General features: G+C 45.6%; 23 protein-coding genes. 1 reads left to right on the top strand and 22 read right to left on the bottom strand.

Annotated elements, in window-relative coordinates; genetic code table 11:
• Window positions 1-67 precede the first annotated feature (67 nt).
• Complete coding sequence (locus ACFGVR_RS21190; RefSeq protein ID WP_448699553.1) at window positions 68-829, top strand: hypothetical protein; 762 nt, start codon at window positions 68-70, stop codon at window positions 827-829.
• Window positions 830-838: 9 nt separating this feature from the next.
• On the opposite strand, the gene ACFGVR_RS21185 is transcribed toward ACFGVR_RS21190, so the two are convergent.
• The 22 genes from ACFGVR_RS21185 to ACFGVR_RS21080 form a co-directional block, all read right to left on the bottom strand.
• Window positions 839-1,663: a sugar phosphate isomerase/epimerase family protein gene (locus tag ACFGVR_RS21185; RefSeq protein WP_448699552.1), complete on the bottom strand. Its 825-nt coding sequence runs from the start codon at window positions 1,661-1,663 to the stop codon at window positions 839-841.
• Between the two features lie 24 nt (window positions 1,664-1,687).
• Window positions 1,688-2,518, bottom strand: a complete 831-nt coding sequence (locus tag ACFGVR_RS21180) for a phytanoyl-CoA dioxygenase family protein (RefSeq protein WP_448699551.1) — start codon at window positions 2,516-2,518, stop codon at window positions 1,688-1,690.
• A 36-nt stretch (window positions 2,519-2,554) separates the two neighbouring features.
• Window positions 2,555-3,472, bottom strand: a complete 918-nt coding sequence (locus ACFGVR_RS21175; protein ID WP_448699550.1) for a sugar phosphate isomerase/epimerase family protein — start codon at window positions 3,470-3,472, stop codon at window positions 2,555-2,557.
• A 10-nt stretch (window positions 3,473-3,482) separates the two neighbouring features.
• On the bottom strand, window positions 3,483-4,592 hold the full coding sequence (locus tag ACFGVR_RS21170) for a Gfo/Idh/MocA family protein (RefSeq protein WP_448699549.1): 1,110 nt from the start codon (window positions 4,590-4,592) through the stop codon (window positions 3,483-3,485).
• 286 nt (window positions 4,593-4,878) lie between these two features.
• Window positions 4,879-5,286, bottom strand: coding sequence for an LIC_13387 family protein (locus ACFGVR_RS21165; RefSeq protein WP_448699548.1), 408 nt, complete (start codon window positions 5,284-5,286; stop codon window positions 4,879-4,881).
• On the bottom strand, window positions 5,283-5,744 hold the full coding sequence (locus ACFGVR_RS21160) for an SRPBCC family protein (protein WP_448699546.1): 462 nt from the start codon (window positions 5,742-5,744) through the stop codon (window positions 5,283-5,285). The genes ACFGVR_RS21165 and ACFGVR_RS21160 overlap by 4 nt, the downstream gene beginning before the upstream one ends.
• Before the next feature lies 1 nt (window position 5,745).
• Window positions 5,746-6,084 carry an ArsR/SmtB family transcription factor gene (locus ACFGVR_RS21155; protein ID WP_448699544.1) on the bottom strand — a complete coding sequence of 113 codons (339 nt, stop codon included), beginning with the start codon at window positions 6,082-6,084 and terminating at the stop codon, window positions 5,746-5,748.
• A gap of 470 nt (window positions 6,085-6,554) precedes the next feature.
• Window positions 6,555-8,042 carry an FGGY family carbohydrate kinase gene (locus ACFGVR_RS21150; protein ID WP_448699542.1) on the bottom strand — a complete coding sequence of 496 codons (1,488 nt, stop codon included), beginning with the start codon at window positions 8,040-8,042 and terminating at the stop codon, window positions 6,555-6,557.
• Window positions 8,043-8,046: 4 nt separating this feature from the next.
• Window positions 8,047-9,024, bottom strand: a complete 978-nt coding sequence (locus ACFGVR_RS21145; RefSeq protein WP_448699541.1) for an ABC transporter permease — start codon at window positions 9,022-9,024, stop codon at window positions 8,047-8,049.
• Window positions 9,025-9,030: 6 nt separating this feature from the next.
• Window positions 9,031-10,539 carry a sugar ABC transporter ATP-binding protein gene (locus tag ACFGVR_RS21140; protein ID WP_448699540.1) on the bottom strand — a complete coding sequence of 503 codons (1,509 nt, stop codon included), beginning with the start codon at window positions 10,537-10,539 and terminating at the stop codon, window positions 9,031-9,033.
• A 2-nt stretch (window positions 10,540-10,541) separates the two neighbouring features.
• A complete protein-coding gene (locus tag ACFGVR_RS21135) occupies window positions 10,542-11,162 on the bottom strand; it encodes a DUF2291 domain-containing protein (protein WP_448699539.1) in 621 nt (206 codons plus the stop codon).
• 6 nt (window positions 11,163-11,168) lie between these two features.
• Window positions 11,169-12,104 carry a substrate-binding domain-containing protein gene (locus ACFGVR_RS21130; RefSeq protein ID WP_448699538.1) on the bottom strand — a complete coding sequence of 312 codons (936 nt, stop codon included), beginning with the start codon at window positions 12,102-12,104 and terminating at the stop codon, window positions 11,169-11,171.
• 44 nt (window positions 12,105-12,148) lie between these two features.
• A complete protein-coding gene (locus tag ACFGVR_RS21125) occupies window positions 12,149-13,114 on the bottom strand; it encodes a transketolase family protein (protein ID WP_448699537.1) in 966 nt (321 codons plus the stop codon).
• 1 nt (window position 13,115) lies between these two features.
• Complete coding sequence (locus tag ACFGVR_RS21120) at window positions 13,116-13,940, bottom strand: transketolase (RefSeq protein WP_448699536.1); 825 nt, start codon at window positions 13,938-13,940, stop codon at window positions 13,116-13,118.
• A 4-nt stretch (window positions 13,941-13,944) separates the two neighbouring features.
• Complete coding sequence (locus tag ACFGVR_RS21115) at window positions 13,945-15,354, bottom strand: L-fucose/L-arabinose isomerase family protein (RefSeq protein WP_448699535.1); 1,410 nt, start codon at window positions 15,352-15,354, stop codon at window positions 13,945-13,947.
• 170 nt (window positions 15,355-15,524) lie between these two features.
• On the bottom strand, window positions 15,525-16,829 hold the full coding sequence (gene fucP, locus ACFGVR_RS21110; protein ID WP_448699533.1) for an L-fucose:H+ symporter permease: 1,305 nt from the start codon (window positions 16,827-16,829) through the stop codon (window positions 15,525-15,527).
• Between the two features lie 2 nt (window positions 16,830-16,831).
• Window positions 16,832-17,281 carry a MaoC/PaaZ C-terminal domain-containing protein gene (locus ACFGVR_RS21105; protein ID WP_448699532.1) on the bottom strand — a complete coding sequence of 150 codons (450 nt, stop codon included), beginning with the start codon at window positions 17,279-17,281 and terminating at the stop codon, window positions 16,832-16,834.
• A gap of 206 nt (window positions 17,282-17,487) precedes the next feature.
• On the bottom strand, window positions 17,488-18,561 hold the full coding sequence (locus ACFGVR_RS21100) for a Gfo/Idh/MocA family protein (protein WP_448699531.1): 1,074 nt from the start codon (window positions 18,559-18,561) through the stop codon (window positions 17,488-17,490).
• Window positions 18,562-18,566: 5 nt separating this feature from the next.
• The gene (locus tag ACFGVR_RS21095; protein WP_448699529.1) at window positions 18,567-19,802 is read right to left on the bottom strand and encodes an extracellular solute-binding protein; all 1,236 of its coding nucleotides are present in this window, start codon (window positions 19,800-19,802) and stop codon (window positions 18,567-18,569) included.
• Entirely contained in the window at window positions 19,792-20,934 is a 1,143-nt protein-coding gene (locus tag ACFGVR_RS21090) for a CaiB/BaiF CoA transferase family protein (RefSeq protein ID WP_448699528.1), read from the bottom strand. The genes ACFGVR_RS21095 and ACFGVR_RS21090 overlap by 11 nt, the downstream gene beginning before the upstream one ends.
• Complete coding sequence (locus ACFGVR_RS21085) at window positions 20,931-22,079, bottom strand: CaiB/BaiF CoA transferase family protein (protein WP_448699526.1); 1,149 nt, start codon at window positions 22,077-22,079, stop codon at window positions 20,931-20,933. The genes ACFGVR_RS21090 and ACFGVR_RS21085 overlap by 4 nt, the downstream gene beginning before the upstream one ends.
• A complete protein-coding gene (locus tag ACFGVR_RS21080; RefSeq protein WP_448699524.1) occupies window positions 22,080-23,240 on the bottom strand; it encodes an ABC transporter substrate-binding protein in 1,161 nt (386 codons plus the stop codon).
• Between the last annotated feature and the right edge of the window lie 102 nt (window positions 23,241-23,342).

Here is a 23,342-nt window from a genome sequence, read left to right as displayed (position 1 = left end):
AAATACTAACTGATGGGTTTGTTTTATGTTATTTTTGAACTTTAAAACGGACTGATAATTATTTGATATGAAAAAGTATATTTTAGTTTTTTCTCTGTTTCTCTCTTTTTCGGGCTACTCGCAAAACACCATTAACAATTACAAATATGCGTTAGTGCCGGTAAGATTTAGTTTCCTTAGCGAAGATGATCAATACTCTCTGAACAGTGTTACCAAGGCGGTTTTGCAGAATAAGGGTTTTATTGTTTTTTCTGACAATGCCGAATTACCGGCAGAGTTAGTCCACAATAAATGCCTGGCGTTAAATGCCGACCTGCTGGAAAAAAGCAGCATGTTTAGCACCGGCCTTACACTTGTACTAAAGGATTGCCACGGCAATGTTGTTTTTAAAAGTAAACAGGGCAGCAGCCGCGAGAAGGAATACCGTGCCGCCTATACTATGGCGCTAAAAGATGCAGTTACATCTTTAGATCAGGTTCCGTACGCTTATAATGGGTCAACCAATGAAGCACCTGCGGTACCCCCGGTTACAACAGCGCCTAAGGTAACCACGGGACAAATTGCCGTTGTAACACCTGTAGTAGCCACAGGGGCCGCAGCGAACCCGAATACTGCCACATTGTATGCCCAGGCTATACCCAACGGTTACCAGTTAATTGATACCACACCAAAAAAAGTATTAACGCTGCTTAAAACCTCGACAGAGAACTATTTTATAGCCAGTAGTGATACCGCCAACGGCATTGTTTTGAAAATAAATGATGACTGGTTTTTTGAGTACTATAAAGATGGAAAACTTATTACTGAAAAACTATTGGTCAAGTTTTGATCTAAGAAATTATAGACCGAAGTATCTCTTTTTGAGCAAATTCATCATATACACATTATTTGCCCACTGATCAGAAATTGGTTTTTGAGAATAGGGCAGGTGCACCATATAGGGATACGGTCCAAATTCGGGGGTGATCGTCATCAACGGGCTGTTTTCGGCCCGTTTTCGTTCAATAATTTTATCCCACCAGTTTAAATGATGCTTCAATGCTTCGGTCCACTCAGGTGCTGCCGGGTTTGGAACCTGCGGGCCTTCGGGATAACCAACCCGGGCATGGATATGTTCGGCACGCTTAATGGCCAGGTTCATGGCATCCTGCTGATCCTCTAAAAACGATTCGGCAACATTAACCCAATGCGAAACGTCGAGCGTAAGGCGTAATCCGGGTATCCTGTTAATATAATCAAAGGTAATATGGGCTGCAAAGGTAAACTTGTTACGATGTGTTTCATGCAGCACCTCAACCCCTGTTGCGCGCGAATGTTCGCCGGCCCGCTCTATCAATTTTTTATTCTGTTCGAATGTGAAATAATCTTTACCCGTTTGCGAATCAATTTTGAGGGCTTTGTATGGTTTGATCATATCGAGCCAGCCCGCATAATGATCAAAATGCTTTGAAAAATCAGCATCATAAGTACCATAATGCTGCGGGATGACTGCCAGTCCATATTTTTCAAAATTATTCCAGGCCTCATCCAATTCGGCTATAGCAACATCATTTGGGATGCCGTATTCCACACCATCATAGCCTTCGTCTTTCACTTTCCGGCAAAATGCGTCCCAGCTGTGATGTTCGCTTCCCCATCGGGGGCAAAAAAATTTAACTTCCAATGGGTTAAGTTTAATATGAACAGATCACTTTACCTTGAGGGTTATTTCGTCTTCTTTTTGAAGGAAATCCCTGTCGGCCGATAAGCCCTTAGCTTCTGATGACATGATCGCATCATTGGGCACGCTTTGCACGGGTGTGATGCACGACAGGTTTTTTTCCCTGAAAGGTTTATTATAACTCAGGTTATAAGCCGATATCATTGACCAGCGGGGCTTGTCGGACGTGTTAGCTTCCGACATATGCAAGGTATTGGGATGGAAAAACAACAGATCGCCGGCGGCTAATTCTACGGGCACACGCTCAAAACGGGCGAGCGCTTCGTTAACAAAATCCATATCCGCACCCTGCTGCTCACCGGCAAAACTATGCTCAAGGCGCCCTGTTTTATGCGAACCCTTTAATACCTGCAGGCACCCATTCTTTACGGTGGCTTCGGTGAGGGCAAGCATCACGCTGATCATGGCATCGGGGAATAAAAAACCGTTTTTATACCAATAACCATAATCCTGGTGCCATTCCCAGGCACCGCCTACCTGTGGTTCTTTTTGCATCAGCTTTGAATGGAAATGGCATACCTCGCCCTCACCAAGCAAATCCTGGACAGATTGAACCAGGGCCCGGCTGCGTGTTAATAAGCCATACGCATCATCGCCCGGTGTAAACCAAAGGGTAAGCTTTGTACGCTTGCCCGACTGATCGTTAAAATCAAATGCTTTGTTTTTAAGCACATCATCGCCTGTGGCAATGTTATATAGTAAACCAACCTCCGCCGGGGTTAAAAAATCTTTAACAACAAGGTAACCGTCCCGGTGATATGCCGCTTTTTGTTCGGCGCTCAATTTAATATCTTTCATGGTATTACATTTTCACATAAATAGGTAGGCGCCTGTTTAGGCACCAATTGCTTTTAAAGTATCGTCAACAAATTGTTTTGCGCGTGGAATATCCTCCTCGTCAAGGTGCTCAATAATAATTGGAATATTAGGATGCTTTTTTGACAGCAGTTTTAAATACAATTCATAGTTCAATACGCCAAGGCCCGCCGCCGGCAGTTCCACATCCCCGGCACCACGAAAGGTATGCGATTCTACCGCATCAATAGCTGCGTGTTTTTCTTCGCTGCTTTCGGCCTGTTTAATGTCTTTGGCGTGGGCTATCTTTATTTTATCCTCCAGGGCATTAAATATGCGGTGAAGTTCGGCATCAACATTTTTGATGTTAGAACCGTTGAAGTAATTGGTGGGATCCATCAAAAGCCCAAGTCCGGGATGATCTATCTCCCTGAACAGCCTTAATAACTGATCAACACTGCCAACTACATTGTTTACGTAGTTTTCAACCAAAAATACAGCATCGTGGTTCCAGGCAAATTCTGCCAGGTCTTTGATCACGGCTTTAATTTCCTGGAAAGCTTCTTCGGTGGCATTTTTTTCATGAAACACCCAATCGCTGCCTGGCTCATACGTTCCGGTTTCGCTGATCACGTATGGGGTACCTAATTCGCGGGCAAACTTTAACAGGGTTTTTACATACTCAATGTTTTTCCGTTTCTTTTCAGGATCAGGAGAGATCAAATTGGTATACCCGGAAATAGCTACGATCTCAATATTGGCATCGCGAAAAGCATTGCGTATGGTACAGGCCTTTTCGATGGTTAGGGTTTGAGGCAAGGTGTGCGGATCGTTCAGATCAAAATCTTTAAAACTCAGATCAAGCTGAATGCAATTAAAACCGTCTTTTTTTACTTTACTGATCGTTTCTTCCAGAGTGTATGGATAATATCCATTAAAAATGCCTACTGATATCATTTCTCTTATTTTATTTAAGGTTTTGTAAGGTTTCGGATAATTTTACTGTTCTTTCTTCTTCGATGGATAAGTAAAGCGCATCGATAACGGCCATGGTGTGTAAGTTATCGCGGCCATTTATTTCGGGCAGTGCATCTTCTTCAACAGCACGGAGCAATGAAGCCATTGTTCCTTCAAAAGCGTCAGGGAACCAAACGGTATCCCAGGTTGGCTCAATCCACTGATCAGGGAATTTTTTGGTGGTAAATTTTAATGTACTGAGTCCCTTTTCAGGATATTTTGGCCAGCCAATTTCGCCAACGGCCATTCCTTCCGTTCCTTCAACCCTCCATCTGATATACATGTCTTTTTGGGTTCCTTCGCCCTGCCATGCCCAAACATCATCTAAGCTGGTCGCTATCAACCCGTCTGCATATTGAAAGGTATATTGAGTAATGCCATCAATGTGATGGAATTGGGTGCGCGGGTCGCTCCGGGTTATTGCCGTTACCTTTTCCGGATCGCCAAACAAGTAGCGGAAGGTATCGATATGATGGATACCCATGTTAAGCATCTCCAGGCGGTCGTACTTTTTCAAAAACTCCTGCCAGTGGGGGATGGCCCGCATATCAATTGTGGCCAGTACGATCTCACCAAAGTAATTATTGTTGAGCAGGGTTTTCAGTGCCCGGATGGACTGATCGTAGCGCATATTGCTGTTAACAGCCAGTTTAATACCGGCTTGTTCGCACAGGATGACGATCTCATTAGCCTCTTCGAGGTTCATGGCCAGTGGTTTTTGGCAGAGTATCCCTTTGATGTGGCTTTTCTCTTTTACAGCCTCCCGGACAATTTCCAGTTGTTTATCTGGTGGAACGGCAATATCAATGATCTCGATATTTTTATCTTTTATTAATTGCTGCCATGAATCATAAACATTCGGAATATCAAATTCTTTTGCAACATTCTCCGCGTTTGCCCTGTTGAGCGATGCGATACCGTACGAATTAAAACCGGCATTGCGGTAGGCTACCTGGTGGCAGCCCCGTACGATAGCGCCCGAACCAATGGTGCCGATGCGCCAGTCCTTCCGCGAAGGCATTTGAGCTGTTATATTCAGATCTAATGTAAATTCACTCATTGTTAATAAAAAATGGTTTCAACCTCCGGGTATTTTCCCTGGCATTAAAGGTTGGGTGTATCAATTGGTTTTGTTAGTTACCAAAGCTAATCAGACAGTTAGCGCGCGCGCTGTACTATATTTACATAATCATGTAAAATACTATCCAATTAAAATTTTCCTGTGATATTCTGCAGCGGTTCCTGCTTCAATACACAATTGCTTTTCAATACCTTATATCACAAAAAATGCGGGCTCTTATTTAAAGAGCCCGCATTTTAACTGAAACAAGGTTTATGATCTGCAATTAAGCTGCCTGCCGTGTTTTAAATATGGTTAGGCCCGTGCATATGCCCGAAAGCAAGGTAAACGCGGCCGCAAACGGAAAGAAGTAAATATACTCGGTAACGCCCAGCAGCAACAGAAAAATAGCTAACACCACAATAAAGGCTGGTTGCGGATTATTTGACAACAGCCAAAGCAGTATTGTAATCAGCAGCAGCACAAAGATCATACTGATGCCATAGCCTTCGAAAAAAAGGCCGAACGAGACCTGGCGGCCCATAAACGGGAAATGGACACTCTGCATGGCTGTGATTACCTGCCCAACGGCGGCGTTGGGTGCTTCTTTCCAGGTTAGGGCGCCAAAAGTATGGCCTATACTGTGCAACAACATCAATATCGATGCGATGCGGAGCAATAATTTTGATTTCATGGTTGCTGATCGGCTAAATCCTTATATAAATTCATGATCATGCCCCAGCCTTCATCCATACTCCCGATCGCTTTGCCGCCGCCGAGTTTATCCAGATCGCGGTGCTCCATGATCACTTTTGTTCTTTTTGGCCCTTCGGCAATAAAGCGTACTTCCACTTCGGTAGTCAATGCGGCATCGTATTTAAAATCGCCGTTGATCTGCCAGTTGAGCACCAGCCTGCCATACGGATCCCACACTAAAATATGGCCCACGTTAACTTCACTGCCATCTTCGTGTGTGGAGTACCAGCGGCCGTTTGGTTTGGATTCGAGTATCAGCTCGATCATAGGGCAGCTGCCTACATGATGGGTTTTGGGCCACCAGGCGCCCATTTTACTGGTGAATACATTAAAAGCGGTTTCCTGCGAAGCTTCCACGAGGAGTTCTTTTTTGATCGATTCAATAGTGGTCGTCATGTTATAATTGTTTATTGGTTTTGGTTTTTTCTTCCTGTTCGGCCAGCAGTTTAAATGCGGCCAGTGCGTCGTTCCAAAAATTGTCGAGGTAATTTCTCATGGCTAATATTCCTTCCTGGTTAACAGCGCAAATGCTGCGGGTACCTTGCTGGTGGATGCTGATCAGCTTAGCTTCTTTCAGCACTTTTAAATGCTGCGATACGGCCGGGCGGCTAACGGCCATACCTTCGGCGATATGCACCACCGATAAGGGTCCGCGTTGTAGTTTTTCGAAGATGGCCCTGCGGGTCGGATCGCCGAGCGCGTTAAAAGCTAAATCGTATTGTTTTAATGTCTGCATAAATCTAATAGTAAGTATTAACTTACGGTAAGTACAAACTTACTATTAAATTTGAAAAGTGCAAATTATTTTTTAAGGATTACAGGACCCTTGTGTAATCATTAAAAAATGTGTATATTGTATAAGCGTGAGGTTAAATTAATTGCGAATTTGATAATTTAGCACCGATAAATTAGTGAAAAATACCGATAAGTACCCATGTTTTGGAGATTTTGGTTGCGAATTTGGTAATTAAGCTTCGGGGACTATTCAGTCACAGACTGAATTTATCTGTGGGCTTCAGTTATAAACTGAAGCCAGTGTAGAGTATAAAGCGCGAAGCTGAAATTAATTGTGAATTTGATAATTGAGCACCAATAAATCATTAAAAAATACCGACAAATACCCACCTTTTTCCAATTTTCGTTGTGAAAATGGCAATCGATGTTTTTTCAAAATTATCGAAGTTTAGGTTCGTCCTGTGATAAAGATCAGGTTGATCTGATCAACCCCTGCCACTCATCATAAGTTAACCTTGCCTGATCGCTTGATGCACCTGCGCTGTAAGCAGTTTCATTTTGCCTGGAGTGAATGTCAGCAACAGCCTGATAGAAACCATTGGTGATACCCGCCAGGTAAGCAGCGCCCAAAGCGGAGGCATCAGGCATGTGGTTATTGATCACTGCGCAGTCCAGCAAATCAGCAATCAATTGCAAAACAAAACGGTTGGAACTGATGCCGCCGTTAACCATCAATCCCTGTAAAGGTAAACCGGTATCGCTTTGCATAGCGTCGATCACGTCCTTAACCTGGTAGGCAATCGACTCGAGCGCAGCGCGGGTAATGTGATTTTTGTTGCAATCAAAGGTGAGGCCATGGATGGATGCTTTGCGGCTCATATCCCAATGCGGAGCCCCCAGGCCGCTAAACGCGGGGATGAGGTAAACGCCGTTATTGTCGGGCAGGGTAGTGGCTATATCTTCGGTTTGTTTACTGTCGGTAAACAAATTCAACTCATTTTTGAGCCATTCGATGGTCGACCCGCAGGATACGATAACCCCTTCGAAGGCGTAGTCAACCCTGCCGGGGATACTCCAGCAAATGGTAGTCACCATACCGCTGTTTGAAGTTTTGGGCCGGGCGCCGATGTTCATCAAAACCGAGCAGCCGGTACCCAGGGTAGCTTTCGCCGTTCCAGGGTTGATGCAACCTTCGCCAAAAGCGGCGGCATGTGAATCGCCGATCATGCTGCCGATCTGAATTGGCTCGTTAAACAGGCCGTCAAAATTAGTTGCCCCAAAATCAAATGCTGATGATCTGATCTCCGGAAGGTTTAAGTTACTTAATCCAAACTTTCCCAATAGTTCTTTATCCCACTGCAGGGTATGCAGGTTGAAAAATAAGGTGCGCGAGGCATTGGTATGATCGGTAGCGTACTGTTTACCGTTGGTAAGTTTATACAGCAGCCAGGTATCAACCGTACCGAAATAGGCTTTGCCTGTGTGGATAACTTGCTTTACCTTTTCGTCGTTCTCGTATAGCCATATCAGTTTAGTGCCCGAAAAATACGGGTCGATGATCAGTCCGGTTTTGGCGGTGATCTCTTCTTCCAATCCGGCCACTTGTTTCAGCTTTTCGCAGATGGCGATAGAGCGTTTACACTGCCACACTACAGCGTTGTGCAAAGGTTTACCGGTTTCATCCCAAACCACGAAAGTTTCGCGCTGATTGGAGATGCCACAGGTTTTGATATCGGTAACCAACGCGCCGGTTGCCTTGAAATCTGCAAGGCATTGTTTAACCGAGGCTAATACATTTTGGTAAATGTCTTCGGGAACCTGCTCTACAAAACCTCCTTCGCTGTAGATGGTTTTGAGTGGTTCGGTAGCTTTGGCTATCGCATTGCCTTTGGCATCAAACACAATGGTTTTGGTACTGCTGGTACCCTGATCGACCGCTAAGATATATTGCTGCGCCATGCTGTTATTCTGATTTGGTATTGGCCCTGTCGATAATTACAGCCAGTAAGATCACCGCGCCTTTAACCACTTGCTGCCAGAACGGCGAAACGTTTAGCAGTACCAGGCCGTTGTTGAGCACGCCGATGATGATCGCGCCAAGTACGGTACCCATAATGGTACCTTTGCCGCCTGACAGCGAGGTGCCGCCGATAACTACCGCGGCGATAGAGTCCAACTCGTAACTGATACCGGCATTTGGCTGTGCCGAATCGAGCCTCGAGGTAACGATAATACCGCCTACAGCGGCCAACGCACCGGCGATACTGTAGACGATAATCGTTATTTTTTTTATGTTGATGCCCGACAGGCGCGCTGCATTGGCGTTGCCGCCAATGGCGTAAATATACCGGCCGAGGGTAGTTTTATTGGTGATGACAACGGCGATGATGACGATGATGCCCGAGATCCAAACCGGAACCGGGATGCCTAAAAACCAGCCGGTGCCTATGGTAGCAAAGCTACTGCCCAGTGATGATATTGGGAAACCATTGGTATACAACATGGTTAACCCGCGGCCAATGGTGAGCATGGCCAGTGTAGCCACAAACGGCGGTACCTTAAATTTGGTGATGGTGTAGCCGTTAAAAGTACCCATTAGTGTGCCGATAAGCATCCCGCCGACTATCGCGCCAAGCAGGGTAAAGCCAATGAACAGGTTACCTGATTGGATAGGGATGCCGTTTTTTAATAAGCCCGCCGTAATTGCCCCGCAAAATGCAAGCACGGAGCCTACTGAAAGATCGATACCGCCGGTCAGCACAACCAAAGTCATACCGACAGAAATGCAGATGTTGACGGAGATCTGCCGCATCACGTTCCAACCGTTATCCACGGTCATGAATTTGTTGGACAAGATGCTGAGCAGCAGGCATAAAATAAACAGGGCGATAAGCGGCTGAAATTTAATGAGGTAAGCTTTGTATGTAGGGTTTAAACTCATAGCTTGTTAGTTAACAGGGGTTATTGCTGCTTTCATGATCAGGTCTTCAGTCGCGTCTGCGGCTTGTATTTCGGTGGTGATATTACCTTCGCACATTACCAGGATACGGTTTGAGATCGTCAGTATTTCGGGCAGTTCCGACGATACCATGATGATGCCCATTCCGTTACCGGCCAGTTCGAGTATCAGTTTGTAGATCTCGTTTTTGGCGTTGATGTCTATACCGCGTGTTGGTTCATCAAGCATCAAAACAATAGGCTTTGTTGCTAAACACTTAGCCAAAACTACCTTTTGCTGATTGCCGCCGCTCAGATTTTTAACGGTTTGTTTAGCAGATGATGTTTTGATTTTTAACGAACCGATATATTGATCGGCTAATGCGTGTTCTTTTTGCTCATTTAGCAGGCCGCCTATTTTCAGATCGTTCAGCGTGGTAATACTGATATTACTTTTGACATCCAGCCCTAAGATCAAACCGTCTTTTTTACGGTCCTCGGGAACCAGGGCAATGCCCGCTTTGATGGCGTCGGCCGGGCAGGTAAAGCCGGTTTGCTTATCGTTAATGGTTACCGTGCCTTTGGCAGTGTTATGTAAACCGAATATGGTTTCCAATAGTTCAGTTCTGCCAGCGCCCATCAAACCAAAAATGCCCAGCACCTCACCCGCGTGCAGGTTGAAGCTGATATTGTTGAGCAACGTGCGTTCTTTGTTTTCAGGATGGGTTAAGCCGATATCTTTAACACAAAGCAAAGGTTTACCGGTGATTTCAACTTGCGATTTCTGTAAAACGTGCAGGTCGCGGCCAACCATTTTGCTGATGATGTCCGGACGGGTTATAGCTTGCATTTCGCCGGACTCAACAGTCTTGCCGTCACGCAGGATGATGTAGTTATCGGCAATTTTGAATAGCTCGTCGAGTTTATGCGATATATAGGCGACAGCCTTATTATCTTTACGCAGATCGTTGATCACGGCAAACAAAGCCTCAACCTCACTGTCGCTTATTGCCGATGTTGGTTCGTCCATAATGATCACCTCGGCATCGGTTAGTAACGCTTTGGCTATCTCCACAATTTGCTGCTGGCCAACTTTAAGGTCGATGATCCTGGTTTCGGGATCGATATTCAGCCTTAATCGTTTCAACAATGCAAGCGTTTGGGTATGCATGGTTGCCTTATCCAACATGCCCCAGCTATTGATCAGTTCGCGTCCTAAAAAAACGTTTTCGGTAATGCTGAGATAGGGGATGAGGTTTAGCTCCTGGTGTATAATGGCTATGCCGCATTGCTGTGCTTTGCGCGGATTATCAAAGTTTACGCAGTTGCCTTTAAATAGGATACGGCCATCATAATCAGCATACACGCCTGACAGGATCTTCATCAGGGTTGATTTGCCGGCACCGTTCTCGCCGATAATAGCGGTAACCTTACCGGCCTGCAGCTCAATGTTCACATTGTTTAGAGCGGTAACCCCGGCAAATTTTTTGGTGATATTTTCTGCAACTAAAACCGGCATAATTACTTGATCAATTTTAGTGTGACAGGTGTTACTTCGATGTCATCCAGTTGTAAATGTGCCTCGTTTAAACCGATAGCACCGGTAAACTGCACCCGGCTGCCTTTTTTTATTTGCGGAAGAACGGGAGGTAAGACTTTGGTGCGGATGATCTTATCAACTTCGGCCGAAATATTATTCAAGTCCATAGTATTGCTGAACTTGTTCACGTCAACTAATCCGGAAGCATCGCGCACAGCGTTTCCATAAACATACGCCGTTGCAAGTAACACCGTATTGCCCGAACCTGTTAGCACTGTTAGCCCGTTATCGTCAATATTGGTTACCTGGCCCTCACCGGCAACTAAAAAGTATCGTGTTGTGCCTATGGCCAATGCATGGCCGTATGTTTTAAATGAGTTAGCCGGATCGGTTTTGAGTAAGCCGATCAATTTGCCAATTTCGGGCGCTTTGACTATTTCGGCTGGGAGTTCTTTATAGAAATAGGTGTCGGCATAGCCCGCAGCGTCGAAAGCTTTTGCAGCACCAGCGTTAACCTCGTCAAGCTTTTTAAAATACACCGAGTTATAGCCGACGATCAGCACCAGCGCAACCCATAAAATATAGCGGACACTCTTTTTCATGCTCTGTTATTTTTTACCGTAAGCCATATAGTCGTTCACGTTTTTTGCGGTTACCAATTCAACAGCCACAGGTATTTTTTGCGGAAAGGTGCGCTGGCCCTTAAAATATTCATCGGCATATTTAGCGGCGGTTTGTGCCATTACTTTTGGGAACTGCATGGCTGTAGCCGATATTTTACCGTCCTTAACATAGCCTATCACGTCTTCGGCGCCATCAAACCCAAATACTTTAACATGATTGGCTTTTCCGGCGGCAGCTAAAGCCTGGTAAGCGCCCATAGCCATGGCATCGTTACCACAAAACACCGCGTCGATATCCGGATGTGCCTGTAAAATGGATTCTAAAACCTCCAGACCTTTGTTGCGATCGAAATCCGCGCTTTGCTGGGCTACCATTTTGAGGTCGGGGTAATTATCTACCACACTATGGAAACCTTTAGAGCGTGCCCAGGTATTGTTATCGGCAACAATGCCCAAAAGCTCTACGTATTTGCCTTTTTTATGGAGTGTTTGCACAAAGTACTTGCCCATTTCCACACAGCCCGAATAACTGTCAGACAGGATCTGTGAGGTAGCAACGGTTACAGAGTTTACTTCCCTGTCCATACAAAAAACCGGTACGCCCGAGGCCTTAGCCTTGGTTACGTTGACTACTGATCCGTTGGCATCTGTAGGATTGAACAGTATGGCGTTATAACCCGAGGCGATGGCGTTTTCAAAGTTATCGGCCTCTAAAGCCGTATTATTTTGCGAATCGAAGATCTTGGTTTCATACCCCATTTTTTTAGCCTCCGCAGAAGCGGTTTGTGCCAAAAACACAAACCAGGGGTTGTTTAAGGTAGAAACTATTACCGCTACTTTTTTAGGCTGCTTGTTTGCGGTACCATTATGGCAGGCAGCAAAAACCAGTATAGCTAAAAGCAATAACCAAAATTTTCTCATACGTTTATAATTGGTAGCATACCGGTATAGACCCGGCAGGCTTTTTATTTCTTCAATATCTGCAGCGCTTCGGCGGCTATACCGCTTTCCGAAATGCCGTAATGGTTCAGTATCTCTACCTGCGAACCTGTAACCGTATACTCATCGGGTATACCCATAATTTTGAACGGTTTATGATAACCGTTTTGCAGCAGGTACGATGCACAAGCCTCGCCTAAACCGCCGTTAACCATATGCTCTTCTACGGTAATAATAGCTTTTACCTTTGCGGCGATAGTGGCCAGTAGCTCAGTATCCAGCGGTTTGATGGTATGCATACTGATCACCGTTGCCTGGATGCCGTGTTCTTTTTCAACCTTTTGTGCTGCCAGTAAGGCCGGATAAACCGTTTCGCCGTTGGCAATGATGGCGATATCGTTGCCCTCTTTGATCACGCGTCCCTTACCGAACTGAAAAGTAGTTTCATCCGGATTTAACAAAGGCATCGGTTTTTTGCCGAAACGCAGGTAAACGGGTTTATTGGTTTGCACCGCCAAACGCACAGCTTGCTCTGTTTCGAAATTATCGGCAGGAACAACAATGGTAATATTGTTGATAGCGCGCAGCACGGCAAAATCATGCAGGCTGTGGTGCGTGGTACCCAGGGCGCCATAGCTAACGCCTGCGCTAATGCCAACCAAACGCACCGGGTTATCAGAATAGGCTACGTCGTTTTTGATCTGCTCCAAAGCACGGGCAGTTAAAAAACAAGCAGGCGATACTGCAAATGCTTTTTTACCGGCTGATGCCAATCCGGCGGCAACGCCAACTAAGTTCTGCTCAGCAATGCCTATCTCTACGATCTGGTCAGGAAAGCGTTCACCAAAAGCAACCAGCTTACCGGAGCCGCGCGAATCACTGGTAACGGCGATGATCTGTTTATCGGTTGCAGCCAGTTCCTGCAGTACGGCCGAAAATACGTCCTGATTTGCTTTGCCTGTTGCGGCGGTGGTTTCTACAACTGCGCCCATCTTATCCTAAATCAATTAAAGTATCTAATTCGTTTATTGCCTGTTCGTATTGCTCTTTCGACGGAACGCCATGGTGCCATTTCAGCGTGTTCTCCATATAGCTAACACCTTTACCTTTTATGGTATGCGCTATCACCAGGCTTGGTTTGCCGGCTTTGAATGGCAGGCTGCTTAATGTATCGGTCATCTGCTGCAGATCGTGGCCATCAACGTGGCGTACTTCCCAGCCAAAACTTTCAAATTTGGTGTCGATAGGGTCGGTATTGCACACGTCTTTATTCGGGCCGGTTATCTGTAACTTGTTATTATCGATAATGGCGCAAAGGTTATCCAGGTTGTAATGAGCCGCTGTTAAGGCAGCTTCCCAGTTTGAGCCTTCGGGCAGTTCGCCATCGCCCAGCATGGTAAATACGCGGTAATCCTTTTTATCCATTTTGGCTGCTAAAGCCACGCCTGCAGCGATAGGCAAACCATGACCCAAAGCGCCGGTATTTTGCTCAACACCGTTCACCTTTTTGGTAGGGTGACCGATGTAATGCGATTGATATTTGCATAGCGTTTCCAGGTCGCTTTCAGGAAAGAAACCTTTATCGGCAAGCGTTACAAACAAAGCTTCAACACAATGCCCTTTGCTCTGAATGTAACGATCACGGTCCGGCGACTTGAAATTCTCCGGGCTAACATTCATGATCTTATTATACAATACGTTCAAAATATCGATACAAGACAGGCTACCACCGGTGTGGCCGGCATTGGCGCCCACAATGTATTTGAGTATCTTTTTGCGATACTCAACCGATTTTTGAGCGAGTTCCTTCTCTGTCATAGTTTTAAATGTGCTGATAAACTTCCCAACCCATGTAATTGCCCAAAGCTTCCTGTAAAATGCCGGCGGTGTTCGATGCGTTCATTACCACATGGTGTTCAAATCCGTTGCGGCAAACGTACTGCATCAGGCCCTGCATGTTATTGATCTGCGCTACGGCGCGGTTACCGAAAGTATTCAGCGGATCATCGGTCAGTTTACCTTCGCCAATGTAGGCTTTGATGATGCCTTTGCAATCATCGGTACTGATACGGCCGAAGGTTAACGGCGATGCCGGGGTACGGCCAGCCAGCGCGCCGTAAGTGTTTTCTTCGCCAACGGTAGTACCTAAAATAGGAGCGGTGCTGATCTCGATATCCGGCAGGAATGATTTTGCCCAGTTACCGCAATGGAAAAGCACGCATTTGTTCTCGTCGTCGGCGTAATTGTTATTCCAGTCAACCAGCGCGCTTGGCGAACCCGACGCCAGTTGCATGGCATACATGCTCAGTGTACCGGTAACGTCAACCTCGCAGGCGCTTGGCAGCATATTTTCGCTCATGATACTCATGCTGGTACACACGTTACAGCCGTAGTTTTGCTGCAGCGATGTCCAGCATTGGATAGCCGTAGCATCAAGCGCGTTATCCTGCATAAAATTATTGAGCACCACATCCAGTTTGGCAATTTGTATCAAAGCCTCATCCGGGGTACGGCCTTTGGGCGCGTAGGCCAGTATCTTGTCTAAGCGGTCTTTAACCACTTGGTCGTGTTGACTCAATTTATTGGCATTGCCCAATATCTCCGAAAGGTCGACAGTTACTACCGAAATACCGTTACGTTGTAAGATCTTCTCGCTATAACGCACAGTGTTAAAACCACCCGGACGAGCGCCTACCGCGCCGATACGCACCTTACGCAATCCTTTAACCACACGGCAAACCGAAACAAAGTTCAGCAGCTCAGGGCCGAAGGCAGCATCGTTTACATGGATAACATGCTGCGCAGTTAAGCTATATTTAATGCCAAATTGGTATAAATTATTGCAAACGGATATCTTACCGCACCACGAGTCGCGGCGGCGGGCAACATCCAGTTTATTGAGTTCGTCGGGGTAGCCCTGTATCAGTACAGGTACGTTAAGGTTAGCCAGTTTAAGCGTTTCGGCAATGCCGCGTTCGTCGCCGAAATTTGGCAGTACCACTAAAATACCGATAATATCATCCTGGTTTTTGCGAAACAACTCGGCACATTTCTGTGCATCGCTAAAAGTTTCAACACCGCCTAATTTCGATTGCTGTTCATCCAGCATGATGGCGTTCAGGTTCAGTTTGGCGAATAGTGCTAAAATATCCTGCCTTGCCTCGGCAACCAGTCTGTCGGGGAAAAAATCGCGGTTGCCAATAATGACACCCAAAGTAGTTTTACTGCTCATTATAAATTGGTAGCTATACAGTTTATGTTGGCTATTGCCCCAGGGATGACCCTAAGATAATATTTTATATTGTATTGATTTGGTTTAATTGTACGATCTCAAAACTATTATAACGTGCCTGTTATTTGTGATGATAGGTTATCCAACTTTTATAGGATATTATCATGCACTTAGCTAATCTGTTTTTTGATCTTATAACCGTTTACACCGAAATACACGATCACTAAAAAACAAATAAGCGGCACGATGTAACCCATCTGTATATTGTCATGGTTCAGGTCGATCACCGTACCCATCAGGTAGGGAAGTATCGCGCCACCTACTATCGACATAATGAGCCATGACGAACCGGGTTTGGTATCATCGCCGATCCCATCTATACCTAGAGCGAAAATGGTTGGAAACATGATCGACATAAAGAAACCAATCGCACCTAAACAATAAACTACATAAGCGCCTTTGCCCAAAATCGCCACTACACAAAGCAAGGTGGTAATAACCGCGTAAATAGTGAGCAACTTGTGCGATTTTACAAACTGCAAAAATAGTGTGCCGATAAAGCGACCTCCCATAAATAAAACCCCATACATGGTTAAATAGTAACCGGCTTTTATTTCGTCGAATCCCGCGCCTTGCTTAGCCATACGGATAAAAAAGCTGGTAACACAAACCTGCGCACCCACATAAAAAAATTGCGCCACAACCGCCCAACTTAAATGTTTGTGCCGCAATGCGCCAAAAAAGCTACCGCCTGATGTTTCTTCTTTCGATACACTTTTAATTTCGGGTAGTTTAGCGATAAAGAATAGGATAGCTATTACAGCAAGCGTTGCGGCAAGTATACCATACGGAAGCTTTACCGATGATGCCTCGTGCAGTAAAAAAGCTGAGCGTGCCGCATCCGGCATGGCTTTCAGTTGATCTGCTGTGTACTCTTTGCCCGATAGTATGAATAGGGTACCAACAAGAGGACCGACAAACGCAGCGGTTCCGTTAAAAGCTGCTGCCAGGTTTAGCCTGGTAGTCGCACCTGCCGGGTCGCCAAGTATGGCCGAGTAGGGGTTAGCGGCGGTCTCCAAAATGGCAATCCCACAGCCGATAATAAATAAGGCGCCTAAAAAACCTGTATAAGCCAACGCGTTTGCTGCCGGGATAAATAGGGCTGCGCCAATGGTAGCCAGGATCAGCCCTATGATGATACTATTTTTATAACCAAATTTTTTAAGCAGCATACCGGCAGGTATCGCCATAATAAAATAGGCCAAAAATATCGCCGTATCCACTAATGTTGATTGACGGTTATTGAGCTGACAGGCCTTTTTTAAGTGAGGTATCAATACACCATCAAGATTATGCACCATGCCCCATAAAAAGAACAGGCAGCAGATTAATACAAATGGCAACAATAGGGTTTTGCCCTTTAAGTCTGCCTCGTTTATAACACCATTTGGTGTACTATTGCTAATACCGGCCATCGTTATGCGTTTTGTTTTCTTTTAGCCATCAGCAGGTGGTCGCACACTTGTACTACCTCGCCGTGCTGGTTAATGATCTCTACGTGCTCGGTCACGATGCCGAACTCTGGTTTCTTGGCGTCACTTTTAGCCGAAATGGTGATCTCCGAATGTATTGTATCGCCTATAAATACCGGCTTAATAAAGCGTAAGGTATCATACCCGCGCGAAAAAGCCTCCGGGTTGATCTCTGAAGCTGTTAACCCGATACCGATGCTGAACACCATCGTGCCGTGCGCAATACGTTGTTTAAACGGCTGAGTTTTGCACCACTCGGCATCCATGTGATGCGGGAAAAAGTCGCCTGTGTGGCCCGCGTGCACCACAAAATCGGTTTCGGTAATGGTGCGTCCAAGGGTTATGCGCTTTTCGCCTATGGTGTAATCTTCGAAAAATATGGATTTGAAATACATGGATTGGTTTATTGGTTATTGAGTTAGTAGGTTATTAAGTTATTGGTTATTGATAGCTTTGTTTTGTCATTGCGAGGGACGAAGCAATCGCTTGCTGTACAGAGCGGCCCCGTAAGCCCGCCTTGCCTATGTGCGATTGCTTCGTTCCTCGCAATGACATAGTTTTTGTTAAAATAAATTCGAAATTGAACATCCGAAATCCGAAATTAAACAAATCTCTCTGCCACAATCACGCCTCCATTATCACTTGATATATAAGCGCTTTCAACTACTGCCATAGTTTTGATCACATCTTCAACACTCGTTGGCAATACATCAGTTTCGCCAAGCTTATAGCGCATCAAACTGCCCATGGTACCGATAAACGCATCAGGGAACCAGGAGCCTTCTAATGCTATCTCCTTCCATTCGGGCACTTTGCCTTCCTCCATAATACAATATTCAAACTTATCGGGTACGCCATGCGGGTAATCCATTAGCAGGCCCATACGTGCTTTGATGGCGCCTTTGGTACCTTCCCATTTAATAAAGCTTTCCTGGTTATGCGGCCCGAACGAATGATCGTGATTGGTATTGATCACTGCATGCATGGTATCGCCATAATCAAACAATATCGTCGAGCGTGATGAAGATAAGGTTTTTGCCGGATGCTTTAATGTCTTGGCCATCACCGTGCGCGGGTCGCCCAAAAACGAGCGCATCAGATCGATGTAGTGGATGCTATGGTACTGTATCTCCAGCCTCGGGTGCACCATCACGAAGGGAAACAACTCCCACGGCGTTTGTAAGGTTACCCGTACTTCCATATCATATAACTCACCAATCATACCCTGATCGATCATGTATCGTGCTGCGCTTACAAAGGGAGCGAAGCGCAACTGGCAATTAATAGCCGCGGCTAAATTCTTTTTCCGGCAAACTTCCAATATTTCTTTACTCTGCCAAAAATAGTCGCCCATTGGTTTTTGTATCAGCACACCGGCACCATCGGGCAGTTTGTTCAGTGTTTCTACAAACTGCTCGGGCATAATGGTGATATCGTAAACAGCATTGGCCGGTGCATGTGCTACGGCATCCTCAACGGTATCATAAACATTCGGTATTCCCCATTCATCAGCCAGTTTTTCGGCACGCGCACGGGTGCGGTTAGTTATTCCGAACACGGTAAAACCAGCTTTTTTATATGCCGGTAAGTGCGCATCACCAACAATACCACCGGCACCAATAATCATAATGGGTACAGGCGTTTTGGGCAATATCGGTTTATAAGGTATTTGCATAATTTTTAAGCTTTATCTAACCTGCTTATTTTTAGTTGCCCATTGGCAAGTAGTTGTTCAACTGGTGTATTACTGTTAATGGCCAGCAATACCACCTCGTCAATAATTTTAGCTATTTGCGCCCAGTTACTTTTTTGCGGCAGCGAACGGGCGTTTTGATGCAGTTGTTCTAATTTATGATAATAGGGGATAATGGAATTTACGCCGGCATCAACCCATGTTGAAATGCGGCAACCGATACCACCCTCTAAAGTGAGCAGCTTATCGTTTTGCTGATTGATGGCAAAGCGGATAAAATCATAAGCGGTTTGTTTATGCCTGCTGCCGCTGCCAATAGTATAAAGCCAGTATACATTTAAAGAAGCAGACTCATTTCCCTCGGTACAAGGTATTGGCGCAATATCAACTTTACCTTTAACTACCGATTCATCGATCACCTCGCACATCGAAGCAAACCCAAACCAGTTCACCATCATGGCAGCTTCGCCCCGGGCAAAGGCCATCCCGGTTTGTACCGATTCATATTGCATGGTATTTGGATGTACGGCTTGTTTATTAAGCAGCATGTCCCTGTAAAAGGTTAGGCCTTCCAATGCGGCCCGGGTATTGATGTTTACGTACCCATCCTTGTCGGTTAGTGCACCACCACGTGTCCACAGTTGCAGGCAAAAATCAAATACAGTGTTGTGGCCATCGGGTAAACCGGCAAATACCGTCCCGTAAAGATTTTGCTCCGGCCGGTAAAAAAACTGCGCGATGGTTTTAAAATCGTCCCAGGTTTTAGGCACTTGCAACGGTTTGCCAAACTGATCAAAAAAAGCCTGCTGCTCATTGCTGTCCTCAAACAAGTCTTTACGGTATATCAAACATTCCGGCCCATCATGAAATGGCAATCCGGCTATACCTTCACCAAACTGCTGCATGCCCAATAACGAATTACTCCAGCCATGCGGATATCCATCCGGCGGATTTTGTGCAATGTAAGCTTGCAGGTTTTCTAATGAGCCATCTTGCCAGGCTTCCAACAACCAATCAGTAACTACATGAGCAATATCCCAATCTCCATTTTTTAATCCATTGTTTTCCAATATCGCAGCATGCAGATCGTCCAGATCCATTGGTACCATTTCGACTTTTAAACTGCATCCCGAAACCGCGCAATACCTATCCCATAGCTTTTGCAGAGCCGTTTCAAACGGGCCGAATTTGCGCACGGCTATTTTTAAGGTATCAGTCTGCATGGCTCAATTGGGTTAAAATGGTTTCGTTATCCTGTCCAAGCTTTGGTGAGCCTTTCGGTGATGTGAGCAATTCCCCATCGATGCGGATAGGGGAGCGGGTGGTACGATATTTAAAACCATCGTTCATGGTTACTTCCTGCACCATATCCAATGCTTTAAAACCATCGTTTTGCATCAGTTTATCCCAGCTTAATACCTCGGCACACCAGATATCGGCTTTTTGTAAAATGTTGAGCCAATGTTCGGTAGTGTTTGTCAATAAGTGTGCAGCAAGCTTAGCTTTGATCTCATCACGCTTGTGGAAGGCCTCGCCAATATCTGTATATGCTAATAAAGGTTCGCAGTTTAACAATTCGCCCAATTGCGGTATAGAACCCATAGCCAAAGCCATATAACCGTTAGCTGTCTGGTATATCCCGTAAGGCGCGCCCAAATAAGCATGTGCATTGTTTTTGGCAGAACGCTCGGGCAGTTTACCGTCGTAATAATAAGTTGTAATTGCCTCAAACTGAAAATCGATAGCAGATTCCAGCATGCTCACCTGCACCAAAGCGCCTTCGCCGCCGATGGCTTTACGATAAAGGCAGGCCAAAATACCCTGTGCTAAATGGTTTCCGGCAAGCATGTCAATGATGGATAAACCCATAGGCACCGGTCCTCCGGCGTTGCCGCTCAACCACGTTAATCCCGACAGAGATTGTAGCAAAAGATCCTGACCGGGTTTGTCTTTCCACGGGCCTTCTGTTCCATAGCCCGATATCTCACCATAAACTACACCCGGATTTACTTTGCGTACGCTCTCGTAATCAAAACCTAAACGCTCCATTACACCCGGACGAAAGTTATGCATCACCACATCTGCCTGTTTGAGCAGTTGCCAGACGTGCTTTTTATCCTCATCATTCTTAACATCCGCGGCAAAGCTTTCTTTATTGCGATTGATGGCATGAAATACCGAAGACTCGCCATTCAATATAACGTTCGATGTATATAAATGCCGGCAAATATCTCCTGTACCGGGCTTTTCAATTTTAATTACCCGTGCGCCCAGATCAGCCAGCTTTAATGCTGCTGAAGGCCCCGATAGGAACTGGCTAAAATCAACCACTAAATAATCTTCCAATGGTTTCATATCAGTTCAAATTGCTGGTTTATTAAATCAGTTTGAGCGCCGGGCCGGGGTGCGGCTACATTGCTGTAAAGCCTGTCGCCATTTATGCGGATAGGACAGCGGGTTGTGGTCAGGCTTCCGCCGGAAGGCAATTTAACCTGTTGCTGCATCCCTAATACCTGGTAGCCCTGGTGTTGTAAGGTTTGCTGATAAGTAAATACTTCTGAGCACCAAATGCCTTGAACATCCAACTCGTTTACCCATTGGCCGGTGGTTTTGGTTTTGAGCCTTTCGGCAAATAAGGTCATGATCTCATCACGATGTTCAAACCATTGCGCCTTGTCGGGATAGGTATCCGAAACATCACAACCTAAAGCATTACCTATTTTATGCAAATCGCCCATTGCGAGAGCGATATAATCGTCCTTAGTTTGATATATCCCGTAAGGAGCACTCAAATAAGCGTGGCCATTGCCTTTTACGCTGCTGCGCTGCGGTAATTTACCGCCATCATTTAAATAAGTGGTGATCACCTCAAACTGCATATCAAGCACCGATTCCATTAAGCTCACTTCAACCAGTGCACCGGTATTGTTTTTTGCCCGCCTGATTAATGCGGCCAGGATGCCCTGCACAAAATGCGCCCCGCAGATCATATCGGCAGTAGCCAAACCGAATGGAACAGGCCCGGCATCGGCAGTGTCAGATAAATAAGTTAATCCGGATAAGGACTGAATAAGCAGATCCTGACCTGGTCGCAAAGCCCACGGGCCTTTGGTGCCGTAACCGGTAACCACGCCATAAATAATGCGAGGGTTAATGGCTTTAACGGATTCGTAATCCAAACCGATCTTCTCCATTACGCCGGGGCGAAAGTTATGCGTGACCACATCTGCCTTTTGTATCAGTTTTTTGATATGCTCCATATCACCGGCATCTTTAAGATCGGCAGCATACGATTCCTTATTGCGATTGATGGTATGAAAAACCAAACTATCGCCATCAATAAAAATATTACGTATGGCAATTTGCCTCCCTGCTTCGCCTTTAACCGGGCGCTCAATTTTGATAACTCGTGCACCCAGATCTGCCAGCCGCAAACCGGCTGTTGGCGCAGCCATAAACTGTGCAAATTCTAATACCAAAAGACCTTCTAATGGTTTCATTTATGCCTGTACTTTGGTTTTAGATTCTACATACAGGTTGTTTAACGCAGCCAATACCTGTAATTCATCACCACCCTGCATCAGGTAATCACGTACAATATCTCCGGCATGGTCCTGGAAAAACATATGTCCGAAATACCGCGGACGCAGATAAGCGCGTTGCAATGCCGGTAAAGTGGCGGCAAGGTAGTTATGTGTTTTGAGGTTGTTATCTTCATCCGTCCACGCGGTTAAATGCCCTGGCTGACCGCCATTATCCGTATACAAACCGCGCTGGCATTGCGGCGAGGCCACGTACTGTGCATACTGCATGGCTATATCAATGTATTTACAATTTGATGAAACCGCCAACCCCGTACCACCTAACGAACTACGTAGATTAGTTTCCCCGTTAAGGGTAACCATATCATGAAAATGCAGCAACTTACGCGCATAACCTTTGCGCGAATAGTTGGAATAACCATATGCAAAAGGGCAATAAGCAATATCGTCGCTCAGCGTCATCGCTTCATAAGTTTGTATAGGGTTACGATCAAAGCAAGCAGGAGCAATATATGAAGCCAACTCCCTGTACATTTGTAACGCTTTTACCCCGGTTGCTTCGCTTATCACTGTATCTTCCTGCTGACAAGGGTCTTCCCCTAATGAACAACAGAAAGTATAAAACGTCATTAATGAGTCTATCGGGATGCCAGGGAAAGCAACCAAGCCTTTTTTCGCCATTGAGAGTAACTCCTGGTAGGTTTTTGGCAGGGATAAACTATGCTTTTGAAGCAGGTCGGGGCGCGAAGAAGCTACGGGTGTGGCAGCGTCAATAGCTAATGCCCATTGATGGCCATTATAATTATAACTTTCGTAGGAATGACCAACAGTGTTTTGCTCCTGATCGGCTAAAAATTCAGCAGGCAGGTATTTATCGAATGCTAAAATACTATTAGTTTTTGCGGCGAAGCCTGCCCATGGATGGTCGATGACGAGCAGGTCATACCGTTCGGCTAATTGCTGAATGGAAAGATCGGCGAATTGCTGCAATGAGCGTTTTTCCCAGGTAATGGTAACAGATGGATTAAGTTCTGAAAAACGTTGTGCGGTAGCCGCCATCGGCGTAAAGCCGCGACTGTGATTCCAGGTAATGCCTTTTAGAATGATGTTTTCGGACATGTATTGATATTAGTTTTCATCCTGATAAAGACCTTTTGTAGATTTTATCAGGGATTTTAATCGGCTGTACGCGCTGCCAGCCGTCAATTAAATTTTTTGTTT

Source organism: Mucilaginibacter aureus (assembly GCF_053514885.1).
The sequence above is the reverse complement of the archived record's forward strand: the minus strand, read 5'-3'. Positions and strand labels throughout refer to the sequence as shown.